At 65.0% G+C, this 16,482-nt stretch carries 18 protein-coding genes and 1 pseudogene; 2 read left to right on the forward strand and 17 right to left on the reverse strand.

All coding sequences use genetic code 11. The features are described from left to right. Positions 1–5: 5 nt before the first annotated feature. The 3 genes from ACOQFP_RS17245 to ACOQFP_RS17255 form a co-directional block, all read right to left on the reverse strand. Entirely contained in the window at positions 6–1,400 is a 1,395-nt protein-coding gene (locus ACOQFP_RS17245; protein WP_421585001.1) for a glutamyl-tRNA reductase, read from the reverse strand. Next, entirely contained in the window at positions 1,397–2,227 is an 831-nt protein-coding gene (locus tag ACOQFP_RS17250) for a redox-sensing transcriptional repressor Rex (protein WP_421585002.1), read from the reverse strand. Before ACOQFP_RS17250 ends, ACOQFP_RS17245 begins: the two co-directional genes overlap by 4 nt. 155 nt (positions 2,228–2,382) lie before the next feature. After that, positions 2,383–2,664 (reverse strand): glutaredoxin family protein, encoded by a 282-nt coding sequence (locus tag ACOQFP_RS17255; protein ID WP_421585003.1) that lies wholly within the window; start codon positions 2,662–2,664, stop codon positions 2,383–2,385. Between the two features lie 203 nt (positions 2,665–2,867). Here ACOQFP_RS17255 and ACOQFP_RS17260 point away from each other — a divergent pair, with 203 nt between their 5' ends. Next, positions 2,868–3,803, forward strand: a complete 936-nt coding sequence (locus ACOQFP_RS17260) for an HAD family hydrolase (RefSeq protein ID WP_421585011.1) — start codon at positions 2,868–2,870, stop codon at positions 3,801–3,803. 19 nt (positions 3,804–3,822) lie between these two features. Here the strand turns inward: ACOQFP_RS17260 and ACOQFP_RS17265 are convergent, their stop codons facing one another. The 10 genes and pseudogenes from ACOQFP_RS17265 to ACOQFP_RS17310 all read right to left on the reverse strand — a co-directional run. Continuing rightward, positions 3,823–4,311, reverse strand: coding sequence for a GNAT family N-acetyltransferase (locus tag ACOQFP_RS17265; RefSeq protein WP_421585004.1), 489 nt, complete (start codon positions 4,309–4,311; stop codon positions 3,823–3,825). 22 nt (positions 4,312–4,333) lie between these two features. Beyond that, positions 4,334–5,377, reverse strand: a complete 1,044-nt coding sequence (locus tag ACOQFP_RS17270; protein ID WP_421585005.1) for a lysophospholipid acyltransferase family protein — start codon at positions 5,375–5,377, stop codon at positions 4,334–4,336. After that, entirely contained in the window at positions 5,374–6,483 is a 1,110-nt protein-coding gene (locus ACOQFP_RS17275; protein WP_421585012.1) for an NAD-dependent epimerase/dehydratase family protein, read from the reverse strand. Before ACOQFP_RS17275 ends, ACOQFP_RS17270 begins: the two co-directional genes overlap by 4 nt. A gap of 175 nt (positions 6,484–6,658) precedes the next feature. Further along, on the reverse strand, positions 6,659–6,760 hold the full coding sequence (locus ACOQFP_RS17280; RefSeq protein ID WP_003402602.1) for a 30S ribosomal protein bS22: 102 nt from the start codon (positions 6,758–6,760) through the stop codon (positions 6,659–6,661). A gap of 204 nt (positions 6,761–6,964) precedes the next feature. Beyond that, positions 6,965–7,201, reverse strand: coding sequence for a helix-turn-helix domain-containing protein (locus tag ACOQFP_RS17285; RefSeq protein WP_008713658.1), 237 nt, complete (start codon positions 7,199–7,201; stop codon positions 6,965–6,967). A gap of 127 nt (positions 7,202–7,328) precedes the next feature. Continuing rightward, positions 7,329–8,144, reverse strand: coding sequence for a pyrroline-5-carboxylate reductase (proC, locus tag ACOQFP_RS17290; protein WP_206489001.1), 816 nt, complete (start codon positions 8,142–8,144; stop codon positions 7,329–7,331). A gap of 19 nt (positions 8,145–8,163) precedes the next feature. Continuing rightward, positions 8,164–9,021, reverse strand: coding sequence for a thioesterase family protein (locus ACOQFP_RS17295; RefSeq protein WP_421585006.1), 858 nt, complete (start codon positions 9,019–9,021; stop codon positions 8,164–8,166). 22 nt (positions 9,022–9,043) lie between these two features. After that, entirely contained in the window at positions 9,044–9,886 is an 843-nt protein-coding gene (locus tag ACOQFP_RS17300; RefSeq protein WP_421585007.1) for a sugar phosphate isomerase/epimerase family protein, read from the reverse strand. An 11-nt stretch (positions 9,887–9,897) separates the two neighbouring features. Then, positions 9,898–11,028, reverse strand: a complete 1,131-nt coding sequence (locus ACOQFP_RS17305; RefSeq protein WP_421585008.1) for a hypothetical protein — start codon at positions 11,026–11,028, stop codon at positions 9,898–9,900. Beyond that, positions 11,025–11,297 (reverse strand): annotated as a pseudogene (locus ACOQFP_RS17310) (hypothetical protein); the annotation flags it as partial. The gene ACOQFP_RS17305 and the pseudogene ACOQFP_RS17310, both read right to left, overlap by 4 nt. Positions 11,298–11,411: 114 nt before the next feature. On the opposite strand from ACOQFP_RS17310, the gene ACOQFP_RS17315 reads away from it, so the two are divergent. After that, positions 11,412–12,164 (forward strand): hypothetical protein, encoded by a 753-nt coding sequence (locus tag ACOQFP_RS17315; RefSeq protein WP_421585013.1) that lies wholly within the window; start codon positions 11,412–11,414, stop codon positions 12,162–12,164. A gap of 69 nt (positions 12,165–12,233) precedes the next feature. Here ACOQFP_RS17315 and ACOQFP_RS17320 read toward each other — a convergent pair whose 3' ends face one another. The 4 genes from ACOQFP_RS17320 to ACOQFP_RS17335 form a co-directional block, all read right to left on the reverse strand. After that, entirely contained in the window at positions 12,234–12,923 is a 690-nt protein-coding gene (locus ACOQFP_RS17320; RefSeq protein WP_206488996.1) for a response regulator transcription factor, read from the reverse strand. Continuing rightward, the gene (locus tag ACOQFP_RS17325; protein WP_206488995.1) at positions 12,920–14,092 is read right to left on the reverse strand and encodes a sensor histidine kinase; all 1,173 of its coding nucleotides are present in this window, start codon (positions 14,090–14,092) and stop codon (positions 12,920–12,922) included. The genes ACOQFP_RS17320 and ACOQFP_RS17325 overlap by 4 nt, the downstream gene beginning before the upstream one ends. A gap of 137 nt (positions 14,093–14,229) precedes the next feature. After that, positions 14,230–14,985, reverse strand: a complete 756-nt coding sequence (locus ACOQFP_RS17330) for a phosphoglyceromutase (protein WP_206488994.1) — start codon at positions 14,983–14,985, stop codon at positions 14,230–14,232. A 12-nt stretch (positions 14,986–14,997) separates the two neighbouring features. After that, positions 14,998–16,164, reverse strand: a complete 1,167-nt coding sequence (locus ACOQFP_RS17335) for a low temperature requirement protein A (protein ID WP_421585014.1) — start codon at positions 16,162–16,164, stop codon at positions 14,998–15,000. Between the last annotated feature and the right edge of the window lie 318 nt (positions 16,165–16,482).

Genomic DNA, 16,482 nt, shown 5'->3' on the forward strand with positions numbered 1-16,482 from the left:
GTCGCTCATTCCGAGTGCTCCTCACCGGTGACACCGCGCATGTCGGCGCGGCTGGCGGTGAAATCGTCGACCAGTTCCAGGGATCCGATCTCCATCGGAGTCGCCACGGCATCGACCGATCCGGGGCTCAGCTCGAACAACTCACGCAGCGCAGCGGCGTAGGAATCCCCGCCCGGTGTGCTGGCGAGTTGCTTGACCCGCACGGTAGGCGAATGCAGCAACTTGTCCACCACGCGCCGCACTGTGCGTGCCACTTCGTCACGCTGCGGAGAATCCAGCCCGGGCAGCCTCGACTCGAGCCGCAGCAATTCACCTTCGACCACCTCGGCGGCGCGCTGGCGAAGGGCGGTCACGGTCGGGGTGACCTCTGCGAGTCGTTGCCCGGCAAGGTAACCCGACAGTTCGCTGGAGACGATCTCGCGGGCGGCCGACGCGTCGTTCGCGGCAGCACCGGCTGCGGGGTCGCGTTGGAGGGACTCCATGTCGAAGACGGTGATGCCGGGCAGCTGTGCCACTGCGGGGTCCACATCGCGGGGCAGTCCGAGATCGCAGATCACCAGTGGCCGGTCGGAGCCGCGGCGAGCCAGCGCGAGATGCGCGTCGGCGATGGAGACCACCGCTCCCACCGCGCCGGTGCAGGTGATGAGAATGTCGGCCTCGGCCACCGCGTCGGGCAGCTTCGCGAGCGCGACCGAGGTGGCCGGGATGCCGTTGGAGACGGCGTTTTCGGCGAGGTGGTCGGCTCGATCGCGGGTGCGGTTGACGACGGTGAGCTCGCCGATTCCGGCGCGGCCGAGGTGCGCGACGGCGAGACCGCCCATCGCTCCGGCTCCCAGTACCACTGCTTTTCGGCCGGCAAGGGAACCGTCGAACAGTCCTTCTGCGCGGTCGAGGGCCACCGAGACCACCGAGGCTCCGGCTGCGTCGATTCCGGTTTCGCTGTGCACGCGCTTGCCCACCCGCAGGGCCTGTTGCGCCAGTTCGTGCATCACGCGGCCCGATGCCTGCCTGCTGTCCGAGGCGGCGTACGCCGACCGGATCTGGCCGAGGATCTGCTGCTCGCCGATGACCATCGAGTCCAGTCCGCTGGCCACCGCGAACAGGTGCTCGACGGCGGCCTCGCTGTAGCGGACGTATGCGTGCTTGGTCAGGTCCGCGATCTCGAGCCCGGAGTGTTCACCGAGAACCTCGCCGACTGCGGTCAAGGCGCTGTGGAAGGCCTCGACGACGGCGTAGATCTCGACGCGATTGCACGTCGAGACCACCATGACCTCGGAAATGCTTCCGCTGGCCATCAGTTTGTCGGTCAGTTTCGGGCGATCGGTATCGGTGATGGCGACACGCTCGAGAACTGCGACGGGAGCGCTACGGTGCGATATCCCGACGAGAAGGACACTCACGGTGCAATCACCGATCCGTTTCTTGTCGAACTGTTGACTGGGCTTGGGTTGCCTGCGATACGCGGGCCGTGGCTGCGACCGAGCCGGGCCGTGGAGGTGAGCGCAGGCGGTGTGACCGGTTGCGGCCGGGGCGCGGTGACGATGGTCGGCGCGGGTACACCGACGTGTTCGGCGAGGTTGCGCGAGCTGTTGAAGGAGAGCACCTGCATCTCCACCGCCAGGTCCACTCGCCGTACCTCGACGCGTTCGGGGACGTCGAGCACCATCGGGGAAAAGCTCAGGATGCTCTCGACACCCCCGGCGACGAGCTTCTCGGCGACGCTCTGGACGGCGTCGTCCGGGGTGGCGATGACGCCGATGGTCGCTTCGAGTTCGCGGCAGGCCTTCTCCAGCTCGTCGATGTGCCGGACGGTCAGCCCTTCGGTCTCGGTTCCCACTCGCGCCGGGTCTCGATCGAAGAGGCCGACCATGGCGAAACCGCGTCGTGCGAAGCCGCCGTATCCGGCGAGGGCCTGACCGAGATTGCCCACTCCGGCCAGTACGACGCGATGTCCGCGGTCGAGGCCGAGGGCGCTGTCGATCTTGGCGCGCAGGCGGGCGACGTCGTACCCGACACCGCGAACACCGTTGGGGCCGAGGAACGAGAGATCTTTACGTAGTTTGGCCGATCCGACGCCCGCGGCAGTGGCCAGTTCTTCACTGGAGACGATGAGAACGCCCTCGTCCGCGAGGATCGACAGGACCCGCAGATACGTCGCCAGACGGGTGACCGTAGCCTGAGGGATGACCCGCTCTACGCCGCTGGGCGACGGGCGCTCTTCGGTCACGTCTGGGGCTCCTCGTCCGAACGGCGTCGATGCCGGTCTTCACGCTGATCCTGCGTTCGTGTCGATTTCACGAATGCTGTTCACACCACGGTAACTGCTTGTGAACGAATGAACAAAGTTGCGCATACCGGCCCTCACCTGCACACGGAGACCGATCACGCGTTCTTAGGGTGCCCTGCCTGTGCGAGATCGGCTCGCAATCGAGGCACGTCCACCTCCCAGTAACTGTGTTCGATGCCGTCGAGGAGTACCACGGGTACTCGGTCCCCGTACTCCGCACGCAGGTCAGGCGATTCGGCTGCCGCCTCGTCGACATCGACCACCGTCACTGCCACGTCGAACTCGCGGCATACCTCGCTCAACACCTCGTGTGCGTGGGCGCACGAATGGCAACCTGCGCGGGTGAGAAGAACCACGCCATGGGAAGTCGTCTGCATGCATCCACTGTGGCACGAACGCAATGGAGACGAACCTCACACAAGGCGTCGGTTCGAGGGCGAAGCACGATGCCCACGAGCACTGTCGCCTGCCGCTCCGGTTCGACCCACGGCTAGGCTGCACCCAGTACTCGAGTGGGAGGTGGATGGAAGTGAGTGACGGGGGAAACGACCTGCCGATCGAGGACACGCCCGATATCGATCTGGTCGACACCGAGGATCCGCACGAGGACAAACAGTTCAAGCGGCGCATTCGCAGGATTCGCAATCCGTTCGGTCCGTCCGATGCAGAAGTTCGCGCGAACGTGGCGGGTCAGGCCAGTGCCGACGCCGCCCTCGCGCTGCAGATCGAGGGCGAGGGCGCGGTTCCGCGGGATCTGACGGCCGCGGCGTTCTTCGACGTGGACAACACCATGGTCCAGGGTGCGTCGATCATTCACTTCGCCCGCGGGTTGGCCGCTCGCAAATACTTCACCAGCGGTGACCTAGCTCAATTCGCTTGGCAGCAAGTGAAGTTCAGGGTCAGCGGCAAGGAGAGCAGCGAGGATGTGGCCAGCGGCCGGGAGAAGGCGCTCTCGTTCATCAAAGGCCGCCCCACCTCGGAGCTGACCACGCTCGGGGAGGAGATCTACGACGAGGTCATCGCCGACAAGATCTGGGCCGGAACTCGCGCCCTCGCCCAGATGCACCTCGATGCGGGCCAGCAGGTCTGGCTCGTCACGGCCACACCCCTCGAACTGGCTCAGATCATCGCCAAGCGTTTGGGGCTCACCGGTGCGCTCGGTACCGTCGCCGAGAGCAAGGACGGGGTGTTCACCGGCCGCCTCGTGGGAGACATCCTGCACGGCATCGGCAAGGCGCACGCGGTGCGCTCGCTGGCAGTGCGCGAGGGGCTCAATCTCAAGCGGTGCACGGCCTATTCGGACAGTCACAACGATGTTCCGATGCTCTCGCTCGTCGGCACAGCCGTGGCCATCAACCCCGACACCGATCTACGCGAGCTGGCCAAGAACCGGGGCTGGGAGATTCGCGATTACCGCACCGGACGCAAGGCCGCCAAGATCGGTGTTCCCACCGCGCTGGCGTTGGGCGCGGTGGGCGGCGGACTCGCCGCGGTCATCGGTCGCCGCAAGGGGTAGTGCGTTTCGGCGGACTCGATCAGAGTGTCCGCTGCATCAGCGTCAGGTCGAGCCACCGACCGAACTTGACGCCCACCTGCGGCATCTGCCCGACGGTGACGAACCCGAATTTCTCGTGCAGGGCGATCGAGGTGGTGTTCTCGGATTCGATGAAACCCACCATGACGTGCACGTTTCCCACCGCGGCTCGCTCGATCAACTCGCTCAGCAACGCGCTGGCCAAGCCCCGGCGATGGAAATCCGGATGGATGTACACCGAGTGCTCCACCGAATGTCGGAATCCGCTCTTGGCCCGCCACTGCCCGTACGACGCGTAGCCGGCGACGCGTCCGCCGACCTCGGCGGTCAGGACGGGGTATCCCGCGGCTGTGCGATCGAGGAACCAGGCCGTGCGATCGGCGAGGTCGACCTGTTCTTCATCCCAGATGGCGGTGGTGTTGGCCACCGCATCGTTATGGATGTCGAGAATCTCGGGTAGGTCCTCGGTCCTCGTGTCACGAATATGCACGGCCACACGATAGCCCGAGGATCTATCCCAGAAAGACGTTGCGTCTCTTCGCCAGCAGCCGGTACAGCGTGTGTTGGATGGTCTCGCGCACGTGGTCGGTCAACTCGAACAGCACCATCGGATCTTCGAATGCGGTGGCGTCGTACGAGTCGGTGTGGATCGGTTTTCCGAACTCGATGTACCACTTGGAGGGCAACGGGATCAGGCCGAGCGGGCCGAGGTGCGGGAACAGCGGCGTGACCGGAAAGTAGGGCACGCCCATCAGTCGCGCCAAGGGCGTGATGTCGCCGATCTTCGGGTAGATCTCTTCCGAGCCGACGATGGAACACGGGATGATCGGAGCGCCGGTGCGCAGGGCCGCCGAGACGAACCCGCCGCGGCCGAATCGCTGCAGCTTGTAGCGCTCGCTGAACGGCTTGCCGATGCCCTTGAATCCCTCGGGGAACACCGCGGCGAGTTCGCCGGTACGCAGTAGCCGTTCGGCGTCGGGATTGCAGGCGAGCGTATGACCGGCTTTGCGGGCGATGGAGCCGACGCCGGGCATCTCGAATGCCATATCGGCGGCCAGCATTCTCAGCGGACGGTGGGCCGGATGGTGATCGCGGACGGCAACCGAGGTCATCAGCGCATCGACGGGCACCACTCCGGCATGGTTGGCGACGACGAGGGCACCTCCGTCGGAGGGAATGTTCTCGATGCCTCTGACTTCGACGCGGAACCACTTGTCGAACAGTGGCCGTAGGAGCGGCAGCCAGACTGCGTCGGCGAAGTGCGGGTCGTAGCCGAATTCGTCGACGCTGTAATCGCCCGCCAGTCGCCTGCGAACGAATTCGGCGACCGAGGATATCTGGTCGACGACCGCGGATTTCGTGTCGTCGATCATCGACAGGATCGGCGGCGGGATCGGCGCAGCCGCGGCAGCCGCGTCTGCTGGAGGAGCGGGATCGAGCAACGGGACCGGTTCCCGAGGCTCGACATACGAGGAGGGATGCCGTTCGCGTGAGCCCGCAGCGGCGCGGACCGAGCGACCGCCGTGCAATGGAATGACTTTCGCCACTTCGCTCACCTCTCCCCTCCCGAGCCCCGCACCGGTTCGGCACTGCTGACGGTGTCCGAGCTCCCCAATGCCGCCAGCGCTCGCGCCGCGGACGTACCTGCGTCGACGCCCGAGAGCAGTCGGTTCTCGATGCTGTCGACCCATTCGGTTCTGATGACCGGACGCAGCGCGGCCCCGCGGACGAAGTCGTCGAACGCCTGCACGGTGGTCCACCGCGGTTCGAAGCCGAGCACCGAGCGCATCCGAGTGGTGTCGAGGCCGCAGCCGAAGTGGAAGTACTCGAGTTGTTCGGTGGTGAACTCGCGCATCATGCCGCCCATCAACGCGCGCCCGACGCTCTTGAACAGCGGGAACGGCACGGGTACCTGGACTCGGCCTGCCCGGCGTATTGCCTGCGAGAGCATGATCGTGCCGTCGGCTCCGACGTTGAAGGTTCCCGACGGACCTCCCACGGTGGCGCGTTCGAGTGCAGCGAGAGCGTCTTCCTCGTGCAGTAGTTGCATACGCGCATCACGGCCGATGATGCTGGGGATCAGCGGCGAGGTCATGTATCGGGAGATGGTGCCGTTGAGCCGGGGTCCGATCAGCGGTGCCATTCGGAGAATCGACACCGCGATGTCCGGCCGCCGCCTGCCGAGTCCGCGGATGTAGCCCTCGATGTCGATGGTGTCCCGTGCATACGCGCCGCTCGGTGGGCGTCGAGCACTCATCTCCTCGGTGAACTTCGCCGGGTCCTTGGCGCTGCAGCCGTACACCGAGGACGAGGAACGGAGCACTACCTTCTCGACAGTCGGCGACTTCTGGCACACCGCGAACAGCTGCATCGCACCGATGACGTTGAGGTCTTTCATCGTGGCGCGGCCGCCGGATCTGGGGGGCTTGGCAACGGTGGCCGCATGCACGACGGTGTCCACGCCGGCATTGCGAATCACTTTGCCGATCAAAGGGTTTCGAATGTCCGCGCGTACGAACTCGGCACGGCCCATGCGCCGGAGCAGGTCTTTGCTCGGTGACTTCGCATCCACGGCGATCACGCGTTCGATCTGTGGGTTCTGAGCGAGCCGCGTGACGAGGTAACCGCCGAGGAATCGGCTTGCCCCGGTCACCAGGACCACTCGGGGCGCAGCAACACTACGATCGCTCGGACTCACTGTGCACCCCCAACATCGGCTCCCCACAGAGCGTACTGGATCGGCGGGCGAGCGCGAGGTGAGAAGCGAGCCGTCCACGAACGAAACAAGCCCGCCACCGATGGTGACGGGCTTGTTCGTGAATCAGATGTCGGCAGATCTACTTGCCGAGTTTCCTACGCTGCACGCGGGTACGACGAAGCAGCTTGCGGTGCTTCTTCTTCGACATGCGCTTGCGACGCTTCTTGATCACTGAACCCATGCGGGTGTCCTCACGTTCTTCTCTAGCGTTTGCGCGCACGCCGTTTGCGTACGCCTACCTGACGACCGAGCCCTGAGGCTGTGGTCACCGAGCTGGCGCTGGGGCCACGTACTCGCCCACGGCTACACACCGGCTGGCTGGCACGACGAACGCCAATCCTACCGGTGTGAACCGGAACTTACGAAACCGGCCCTGCGTGCACAACTAGCCTGCGTCGAAGTACGAGGTCTCGAGATAGTCGTGGACCGCCTTGGCGTGCACACGAAAAGATCGACCCACCCGTACAGCGGGCAGCTCTCCGCCGTGCACCAGCCGGTACACGGTCATTTTCGAAACCCTCATCAACGTCGCCACTTCGGCGACAGTGAGGAACTGCGTTCCGGCCAGAGCCGGTTGACCGTCCGGGGACGAACCCTTGGACGGCTTGTTTATAGACGCCATCAATCCACATACCTCCGGCACGTCTCATGCGGCAGGCTTCCCCTCCTGCCGAACAGACACGCACGTGCTGCCCCCGAGCCTATAGGGACAGATGGGGTTACTGCGACGGGAGTGGGGAAAAGATTTTTCAATCCACTGTGATGCCCATCTCAATGGATCTGGTGTTCGCGGCACCGAGAGCATCGAAAAACGCAGCTCGGAGGCCATTTCGTTCCAATTCGCGCACCGCTGCGGCGGTGGTTCCGCCCGGCGAGGTCACCGCGTATCGGAGCTCGCTTGCGCTCTGATCCGACCGATCGAGCATCGCTCCCGACCCCACCATGGTCTGAGCCACGAGCGCCGACGCCACCTCGCGGGTCAATCCCAGTCCCACCCCGGCGTCGATCATGGCCTCGGCGACGAGGAAGAAATACGCCGGCCCGGAGCCGGACACCGCCGTGACGGCGTCGAGCTGATGTTCTTTGACGACGACGACCTTGCCGACGGCCGAGAGAATGGAACGGACCAGTTCGAGGTGCTCGGCACGGGCGTACTTTCCCGGTGCCAGCACGCTGACGCCCTCGCCCACGAGCATCGGAGTGTTCGGCATGACCCGGACGACGGGGAATCCGGCAGGGAGCTTGGGCTCGAACTTCGAGGTGGGGACGCCCGCGGCCATCGAGACGATGAGTTGTTCGCGTTCGCCGTCGAGCTCGATCTCGGTGATCTCGCTCAGCGCCGCTTCGATATCGGCCGGCTTGACGGCCAACACGATCACATCGGCGCTCTCGGCTGCGTCGGCCACGGTGGTGGTGAGCACGCCGAATTCGTTCGCGATGTCCTTGGCTCGGGCTTCGGACTTCTCGGAGACCACCAAGTCACGCACGGCGTGGCCGGACTCGAGGAGCCCCGCAATCAACGCCTCGCCGATCCGTCCGCCACCGATCACTGCAATTCTCGTCATGGACGACAAGCCTGCCACGTCAGTTCGAGCGCGGCACCATCGCCAACTGTCTGCTCTGTACCACCACCGCACCGGTGGAGTCGAGCACGAGATGGTCCTCCTCGAACCACGATCTACCGATGACCGAGCTGGTCGCGGCGACGCGCAGCCAGCCCGGAGCCGGGTGTGCTCGCAAGTAGGTCGTCAGCTGCACCGTCGGAGCCCAACCGAACATTCCGCGGTTCATCGTCACCGGAGCGGAGATGTCGCCGGTCATGAGCGCGAACAGGACGGCTGTATCGGCATCGGCTTCATCGCCTGCGAACGGACGCACCCACAGACGAATTTCCGCCTCGCCCTGCTCGCCGGTGAGGAACTTCGCCGACGTCGGATCGATCCGCATTTCGCAGCCCTGGGCGAGATGCACGATCGATGCCATGGGGTGCTCACCTGTCACGGCCTGGGTGTCGCTGGGAGGTTCGACGGGCATCGACGCCAACGAGGACGGCATCTGGTGCAGCGGCTCGTGCGGATCGGGGAGGCCGAGGGTGACAACAGCCCGTACTGCGACGCGTCCGGCCTGGGTCAGCTCGACGTCGACGCTGCAGACCTGGCGTCCACGTTTGCGTACAACGGTCGTCAGTGCCACCTCCCCCGGGTCGGGCGCAGCCAGGTAGCTGACGCTGACCGCAAGCGGCTGCATCTCGGACTGCTCGGGTGCGGTGTCGACGATGTGTCGACGCGCTGCTGCGGCGCAGACGGCGAGCATCGCACCGCCGTGGACCTTCGGGCCGATCGTCCAGGTGGAGTCGATCGTGCCCGCGAAGGACGCTGTGTCGGTGTCGACATCGAGTGCGACGAGGGTGGTAGCGGCCCGGAACGGGCTGGCGGAACTCATTGCGAACAACTTACCGGCACGTTCAGGACAGGTGCGTACGCGCGAACTGCAGCGCTTGGCCGAGCATCGAGGAGCGCTCGGCCACGGTCCGCGCGTTCTGGGTGTTGATCTCGATCACCGCCTGCCCCTCGAATCCGCGTTGCACCAGTTCGGAGCACACCTGCACGCACGGCTGACTGCCGTGCCCGGGGATGAGATGTTCGTCGACCGAGGCTCCCCTCCCGTCGGCCAGATGCAGGTGCGCGATCCCCTCGCCCATCCGATCGAGCATCTCGATGGCGTCGGAGCCCGCCGTGGCGGTGTGCGAGAGGTCGAGCGTGTAGTGACTGTGCCCGACGTCCGTCGGATCGTAGGACGGCGAGAACGCCGACAGCGCCGCGCCGGGACCGCCGCGCCGTTCCAGTCGCTGTGCAGATTTCTCCTTGCGTCCGAAGAAGCGGTCGGCACGCATCGGGAACATGTTCTCGACGGCCACTTTCACATGGGAGCCGGATTCGAGTTCGGCGACCTGGTCGGCGAAGCCGTCGCTGTACTTGCGTTGCCAACGGAACGGCGGATGCACCACGACCGTCGCCGATTCCAGCTTCTCGGCCACCTCCACCGAGCGGGAGAGTTTGGTGACCGGATCCGATCCCCAGACCCGCTGCGAGATCAACAGGCACGGCGCGTGGATCGCCTGAACCGGTACCGAGTACTCCCGAGAGAGGGCGGCTACCGCATCGACGTCCTGGCTGACCGATTCGGCCCACACCATCAGTTCGACGCCGTCGTATCCGAGTTCGGCCGCGTAGCGAAATGCCGCCTCGGTGTTCTGCGGATACACCGAGGCCGTGGACAGGCCGATTTTTATCCGGTTCGCGGCCATCGTCGTTCCGCTCAGCCGGTACTGAGCTGGAAGGCGAGCGGACCGAGCGTCACGAATACTCCCACTGCGATCGCGATGACGATCGATATCAGGTCATCGGTGCGTCGCAGAATTCGCACCACTGCCACGAGGCCGACGATCACCAGCACCGAGAGCACCAGCGCGACCCAGGGCAATACGTCCCACAGTTGCTCGAAGCCCTTGAACAGCAGTGCGCCGACGACGATCGCCACCGCCGCCTGCCCGATGAGCACCAGCCATTGCCGGACGGCACCGCCCTTGCCCTTGGTGCCCTGCGCGCGGCGGCCGGCTCGGGCCGGGGCCTTCGCCTCCTCGGCTTCACTGTCCGACTCGGCTTCACCGTCCGACGCAGTGTCCGTCCCGGCCGTCGTCTCGGCCGCTAAGGTCTCTGCTGTCTCGGGGGTCTCGGCGACGGTGGGCACCGCGCGCTTCTGTATCGGTGTCGGCTTGTCCGTTGCAGCGGAGGTGGCATCCTCGGCGCGTTGGATACGCGCAGACACCGCTGTCTTGGCGAGGTCGTCCACATCGATGAGCGCGGATCGCGGGGTCACGTCGGTGTTCGGTTCGACCACCTCGACCTGCCGGGGTGCCTGGAATTCTGCGGATCGACGCGTGCGGCCCTGCTCGGCCGCGGTGGATCCGTACGGTTGCCGCTCCGAAAAAGCCGTCGTGGCTGCAGCCGGACGCTGGCCGCGTTCGGTGTCGTCGTGCGACCGATTGAGCATGTCGCCGGCAACCGTGGTGGAGCCGGACAGCAACTCGGGCTCGGGCTGGGGCTTGTCGCGCCTGGCCACGGGTTGAAACGGAATCGGACGAGCGGGCTGCGCCGGTTGCTTCCGGGAGGACACGAACGCAGGCGCATCCTCCTGCTCGGCGCGACTTTCGCCGTCGGTCTCGGGTTCGGGTGCGGGAGCAGCGGGCGTCTCGACCACCGGGGCGCTGCGACTGTCCGGTTCATCGCGGACGACGGGGATCTCACCGGTCAGCTCGGCGACGGAGATTCCGCCCTTGACGCCGCGGCGACGGCGGCCGCCCGCAGTCAGGTTCGTCTTCTGTCCGTTTCGGGCCAGTAGCTCGGCGACCGAGATCTGCCCGGTGTCGTCCGGGTTGGCATCGCTCATCTCGCACTCACCACCAGATCGCCGTCGGTTTCGGTGTCCAGCTTCCGCACAATCAAACCTTCCCTCGGCACCCGCGGGCAGATCTCGACCGACCTCACCGTCAATGCCCGCATGCTCGCCTCCGCTACCAGTGCCCCGGCCACAGGTTCTGGTGACCTGTCGGCGCCGACGCCCTTCAATTCTGCACGGTCGACGACAGTCCTCCGTGATACCGAGGCAGTGAGTTGTCTCGAACCCCTCGTGTTGAGCGATTCGACACGCGGACGCGCGGTGTTGCCACCGACGTCGAGCACCCCTGATCGCACAAGCCCACGGTACTGGGTCTACCGTCGTCGATTGTGACAGCAGCTCGTGAGCAGCCACCGTTCGCTGCAGAGGTCGAGATGGATTTCCCCCGAGAATGGGTCGAATTCCCGGACCCAGATAATTCGGAACACGTCATTGCCGCCGATCTGACGTGGCTGTTGTCGAACTGGACCTGCGTGTTCGGCACTCCGGCATGCCAGGGAACCGTCGAAGGCAGGCCCGACGACGGCTGCTGCTCCCACGGCGCGTTTCTGTCCGACGAAGACGACAAACGCAAGCTCGACGAGTCGGTGAAGTTGCTCACTCCTCAGGACTGGCAGCTGATGGACAAGGGCCTCGGCAAGAAGGGGTACGTCGAATACGACGATCTCGACGACGAGCAGTCCCTGCGCACCCGCCGCTACAAGGGTGCGTGCATTTTCCAGAATCGTCCCGGGTTCGCCGGCGGCATCGGGTGCGCACTGCACTCGATGGCATTGCGCAAGGGCATCGAACCACTCGAGGTCAAACCCGATGTGTGCTGGCAGCTACCGATCCGGCGCACCCAGGACTGGGTGACGCGGCCCGACGGCTCCGAGATTCTCAAGACCACCATCGGCGAATACGACCGGCGCGGCTGGGGTGAGGGTGGTCTCGATCTGCACTGGTACTGCTCCGGCTCCCCCGACGCGCATGTCGGCTCGAAGCAGGTGTTCGAGTCCTACAAGCCCGAGTTGACCGAACTGCTCGGCAAAGCGGCCTACGAGGAACTGGCCTCCCTGTGCAAGCGTCGCCGCGGACTCGGGCTGATCGCTGTGCATCCCGCCACTCGTGAGGCGCAGCGCCGGTAGAGCGGCTGGCGCCGCACGTGAGTGGAAACTCGTAGTGGGCTACCCGTTTCCACTCACATGCCGCAGGCTCTACCCCTCGAGCTTGTAACCCAACCCGCGCACCGTCACCAGGTGTTCCGGCTTGGCCGGGTCGGTCTCGATCTTCGAGCGCAGTCGCTTGACGTGCACGTCGAGTGTTTTGGTGTCGCCCACGTAGTCCGCTCCCCATACGCGGTCGATCAACTGCCCTCGGGTGAGTACCCGCCCGGAGTTGCGCAGCAGGTACTCGAGCAGGTCGAATTCCTTGAGCGGCAATGTGATCTGCTCGGATCCGACCATCACCACGTGGCGTTCGACGTCCATCCGCACCGGCCCGGCTTCGAGCACGCCGGTATCGACTCCCCCGTCGATCTCGGCATCGGAGCCGCGGCGCAGCACCGCGCGGATGCGGGCGATGAGTTCGCGGGCCGAGTACGGCTTGGTGACGTAGTCGTCCGCTCCCAGTTCGAGGCCGACGACCTTGTCGATCTCACTGTCGCGCGCCGTCACCATGATCACCGGAACGCCTGAACGCGAACGCAGCTGCTTGCACACGTCGGTTCCACTCATGCCGGGGAGCATGAGGTCGAGCAGCACGATGTCTGCGCCTGCCCGGTCGAATTCCGCGAGCGCCGACGGTCCGTCCCCGACGACGGTGGCCTCGAAACCTTCCTTGCGGAGCAGGAAGGCCAGTGGATCGGCCAACGACTCTTCGTCTTCCACGATCAGAACGTTGGTCACTGATTCTCTCTTTCTGTAACCGAAGCGTCGTCTTCTTCTTCGAAGTACGCAGGGATCTGGAGGGTGAAGGTGGATCCGGTGCCCAGCTTGCTCCACAGCGAGATGCTGCCGTTGTGGTTGGCTGCGACGTGTTTGGCGATGGCCAGGCCGAGACCTGTGCCGCCGGTGGCCCGCGAGCGAGCTTTGTCGACGCGGAAGAATCTCTCGAAGACCCGTTCCTGGTCGGCCTTGGCGATGCCGATACCGCGGTCGGTGACGGCGAATGCGACGTTCGATGCTCGCAGTGCCCGACTGACCGAGACGGGTGAGCCGTTGGAGGAGTAGGCGATCGCGTTCTGGATCAAGTTGGCCAGTGCGGTGACCAACAGGGCTTGGTCGCCGAGGACCTCGAGCCCACTGGGATGGTCGGTGGTGACGGAAATTCCGGCGTTCTCGGCGGCGAGCTTGGACCTGTCCATTGCCTCGTTGACGACGGTGTCGACGTCGACCACCTCGAGGTCGGGGAGCTTCTCGGCCCCTTGCAACCGCGACAGTGCAATCAGTTCGGTCACCATGTTGCCCAGCCGCTTGGACTCGGCGACGACCTTGCCGCCGAAGTGCCGGACCGATTCCGGGTCGTCGGCGGATTCGAGCAGCGCCTCGGCCAGCAAGCTCATGGCACCGACGGGTGTCTTGAGCTCGTGGCTGACATTGGCCACGAAGTCCCGACGCGTTGCTTCCATGCGGACCTGCTCGGAGTCGTCGTCTGCGAACAAGACCACGAAGCGCTTGTCTTCCTTGCTGAGCAGACGTGCGACGCATCGGACGGAGATCTTGTCGCGGCCGGTTCGGGGGTTCTTCGAGCTGAGATCGGCTTCGACGGGGTTGCCGTCGGCGAGGACCCTCAGGACGGCGTCCCAGGCCCGGTCGTCGATCAGGCGGTTACGCACCAGGCCCAGCTCCTCGGCGCGGGGATTGAACAGCACCACGTCGTGAAATTGGTCGACGACGGCGATGCCGCTCTCCGATGCGAGCACGATCAGGTCCAGTACCTGCGACATCGTCAGACCGGAGGTGACTCGACGACGCTCCGCGTGTCGAGTGTTGAGGTAGGGAATGAGAACACCGCCGACGAGGTATCCCACGAAGGCCGCTGCGATTGCCAGTAGTACGGCCGATGCGACACTCACACCGGAATCGTACGTTCGATGGACAGCTCACATACGCAGGGTGCAGGCATTCCCCTGGTCGTCATAGTCCCCGTCGGCAGTGTTCTTCGATCGTTCACCTGCAGTTCCGACAAATCCTCGCTTCGAGCGGGTCGAAGCTACTTTCCGCCCTGGTTCGCGACGGCAGCTGCGCCCGCGGCGGCGGCTTCCGGATCGAGATACGTTCCGCCCGGGTTGGTGGGCGAGAGTTTTCCGTCGACCTCTTCGAGGTCGTACTGCAGTGGGATGCCGGTGGGGATGTTGAGTTCGGCGATATCGGCGTCGGAGATGTTGTCGAGGTACTTCACGAGAGCGCGCAGCGAGTTGCCGTGGGCGGCGACGAGCACGTTCTTGCCTGCCTTCAGATCCGCGGCGATCGTCTCCTCGAAGTACGGGATCAGCCGCTCGACGACGTCCGCGAGGCATTCGGTCAACGGCACGCTGTCCAGATCGGCGTATCGCGGATCGGCGTCCTGGCTGTACTCGCTACCGGTCTCGATGGGCGGCGGCGGGGTGTCGTAGCTACGACGCCACAGCATGAACTGTTCGTCGCCGAACTTGTCCTTGGTCTCGGCTTTGTTCAGTCCCTGCAGCGCACCGTAGTGCCGTTCGTTCAGACGCCAATCGCGCACGACGGGAATCCAGTGCCGATCGGCGGCGTCGAGCGCGAGGTTGGCGGTGCTGATGGCGCGACGAAGCAGTGAGGTGTACAGCAGGTCCGGCGCGATTCCGGCCTCGACGAGAAGCTTGCCTGCTCGTGCGCCCTCGGCCTCGCCTTTCTCGGTCAATCGCACGTCCACCCAACCGGTGAACTGGTTGGAGGCATTCCATTCGCTCTCGCCGTGACGGAGCAGGATCAAGGTTCCGATACTCATGTGGTCAGTTTCTCATGTGCCGGCCTCGGGAGTGGGGCCTGCGGATCGACCGGGTGGCGAGCTGGGAATCGGCCCGCGTGCGACGAGGACCGCGACGACGGCGATCATGACGACGGCGGTCAGGGTGATCGGGACGGGGATGACGGGATCGAACAACACCAGAACCGCCCCGATCGGAACTGCGAAGTTCACGAGGCGGTCGGCGTTGGCCCGGATGGCGACCAACCACACTCCGAGTACGAACACGGCGATCGGGACGGTCACGGTGAACGACGCGGCGACGTCGCCGAGCTCACTGTGTTCGGTGAGCACGTCGATCTCGACCTCGATGCCGGCCGAGAATGCGCCGGCGGCCGCGAAGATGAAGTAGTGGGTGTAGCCGTAGAACAGCGAATTCCCGAAGTCACCAATTGCGCGATGATGCGGGGGCCAGAAGTAGATCCACCACAGGCTCGCGGTAACGACGAGTGTGAGGGCCGAGATCGAGATCAGCGGTGCCAGAGCCGTGTCGTCGTTGAGCGCTTCGATGATGGCGTTGGCGGAGGCCAGCAAACTTTCGCCGAGCAGGATCAGCGTGAACAGCCCGTAGCGTTCGGTGATGTGGTGCGGATGCCACGGGGTGCTCGCCTTCCGTTCGGCCAACAGGGGAACGGAAATCTCGATCGCCGCCAGAACGACGAACATCACGACGGCGGCGGTGCCGTCGAGCAGCAGCACCCACAGGATCCACAACACCTGTACGCCTGCGATCCCCGCTGCGTACGTCAATGCCGTCGTGCGAAGTTCGGGGTTGCGCGCCGCTCGTAGCCATTGCGTGACCATCGCGATGCGCATCACGATGTAGCCGATCACCGCGATGGTGAAGTCTTGATCGGTGAATGCCGGCTCTACTCCGGCGGCGAGAACCAGCACTCCGGCCATCTGCACCACGGTCAGCACGCGATACAGCCAGTCGTCGGTGTCGAAAGAGGTGGCGAACCACGTGAAGTTCATCCACGCCCACCAGATCGCGAAGAAGACGAGCGCGTAACTCAGCAGACCGTCGGCCACGTGATTCTCGGCGAGGGCGTGATGGAGCTGAATCGCGGCGGAACTCACCGCTACGACGAACACCAGGTCGAAGAACAATTCGAGCGGGCTCGCCGCGCGATGCGGTTCGTGAGGATCGCGCGGACGCATCGGCACCAGGCGGGCAGCGAAGTGATTCACGATCGCAGACTAAGCGATCCGATTCGCGAATGTTGTCTCGATCATGGTGCCGCTCAACGGTTATCGGACATTTCGGGCATGTTCGACGGTATCGCGCGAGGATTCACGGGACCTCACACCCCTTCTGCCGACCGCGCGCCGGGGTTCACGGAAGTTGTCAACCTGTCTGAGACAGATTGGTGTTGATCCCGGTGGGTCCGGGGAGGTCGGGGGCTGTCGGTCGCGACCGATAGCGTTCGGGGTGGTTGACGTACGCGCGGTCGAGTGCACGCTGGCGTCGATGTTGAG

It is taken from the genome of Rhodococcus sp. MALMAid1271 (assembly GCF_049195265.1).
GTDB lineage: Bacteria > Actinomycetota > Actinomycetes > Mycobacteriales > Mycobacteriaceae > Rhodococcoides.

Bases quoted from the DNA above. Each gene is read 5' to 3' on its own strand.
- ACOQFP_RS17255 (WP_421585003.1), bottom strand. From the start codon at position 2,664: ATGCAGACGACTTCCCATGGCGTGGTTCTTCTCACCCGCGCAGGTTGC.
- ACOQFP_RS17305 (WP_421585008.1), bottom strand. From the start codon at position 11,028: ATGAGCGATGCCAACCCGGACGACACCGGGCAGATCTCGGTCGCCGAG.
- ACOQFP_RS17285 (WP_008713658.1), bottom strand. From the start codon at position 7,201: ATGGCGTCTATAAACAAGCCGTCCAAGGGTTCGTCCCCGGACGGTCAA.
- ACOQFP_RS17280 (WP_003402602.1), bottom strand. From the start codon at position 6,760: ATGGGTTCAGTGATCAAGAAGCGTCGCAAGCGCATGTCGAAGAAGAAG.
- ACOQFP_RS17315 (WP_421585013.1), top strand. From the start codon at position 11,412: ATGGATTTCCCCCGAGAATGGGTCGAATTCCCGGACCCAGATAATTCG.
- ACOQFP_RS17300 (WP_421585007.1), bottom strand. From the start codon at position 9,886: ATGGCCGCGAACCGGATAAAAATCGGCCTGTCCACGGCCTCGGTGTAT.
- ACOQFP_RS17335 (WP_421585014.1), bottom strand. From the start codon at position 16,164: ATGCGTCCGCGCGATCCTCACGAACCGCATCGCGCGGCGAGCCCGCTC.
- ACOQFP_RS17295 (WP_421585006.1), bottom strand. From the start codon at position 9,021: ATGAGTTCCGCCAGCCCGTTCCGGGCCGCTACCACCCTCGTCGCACTC.
- ACOQFP_RS17330 (WP_206488994.1), bottom strand. From the start codon at position 14,985: ATGAGTATCGGAACCTTGATCCTGCTCCGTCACGGCGAGAGCGAATGG.
- proC (WP_206489001.1), bottom strand. From the start codon at position 8,144: ATGACGAGAATTGCAGTGATCGGTGGCGGACGGATCGGCGAGGCGTTG.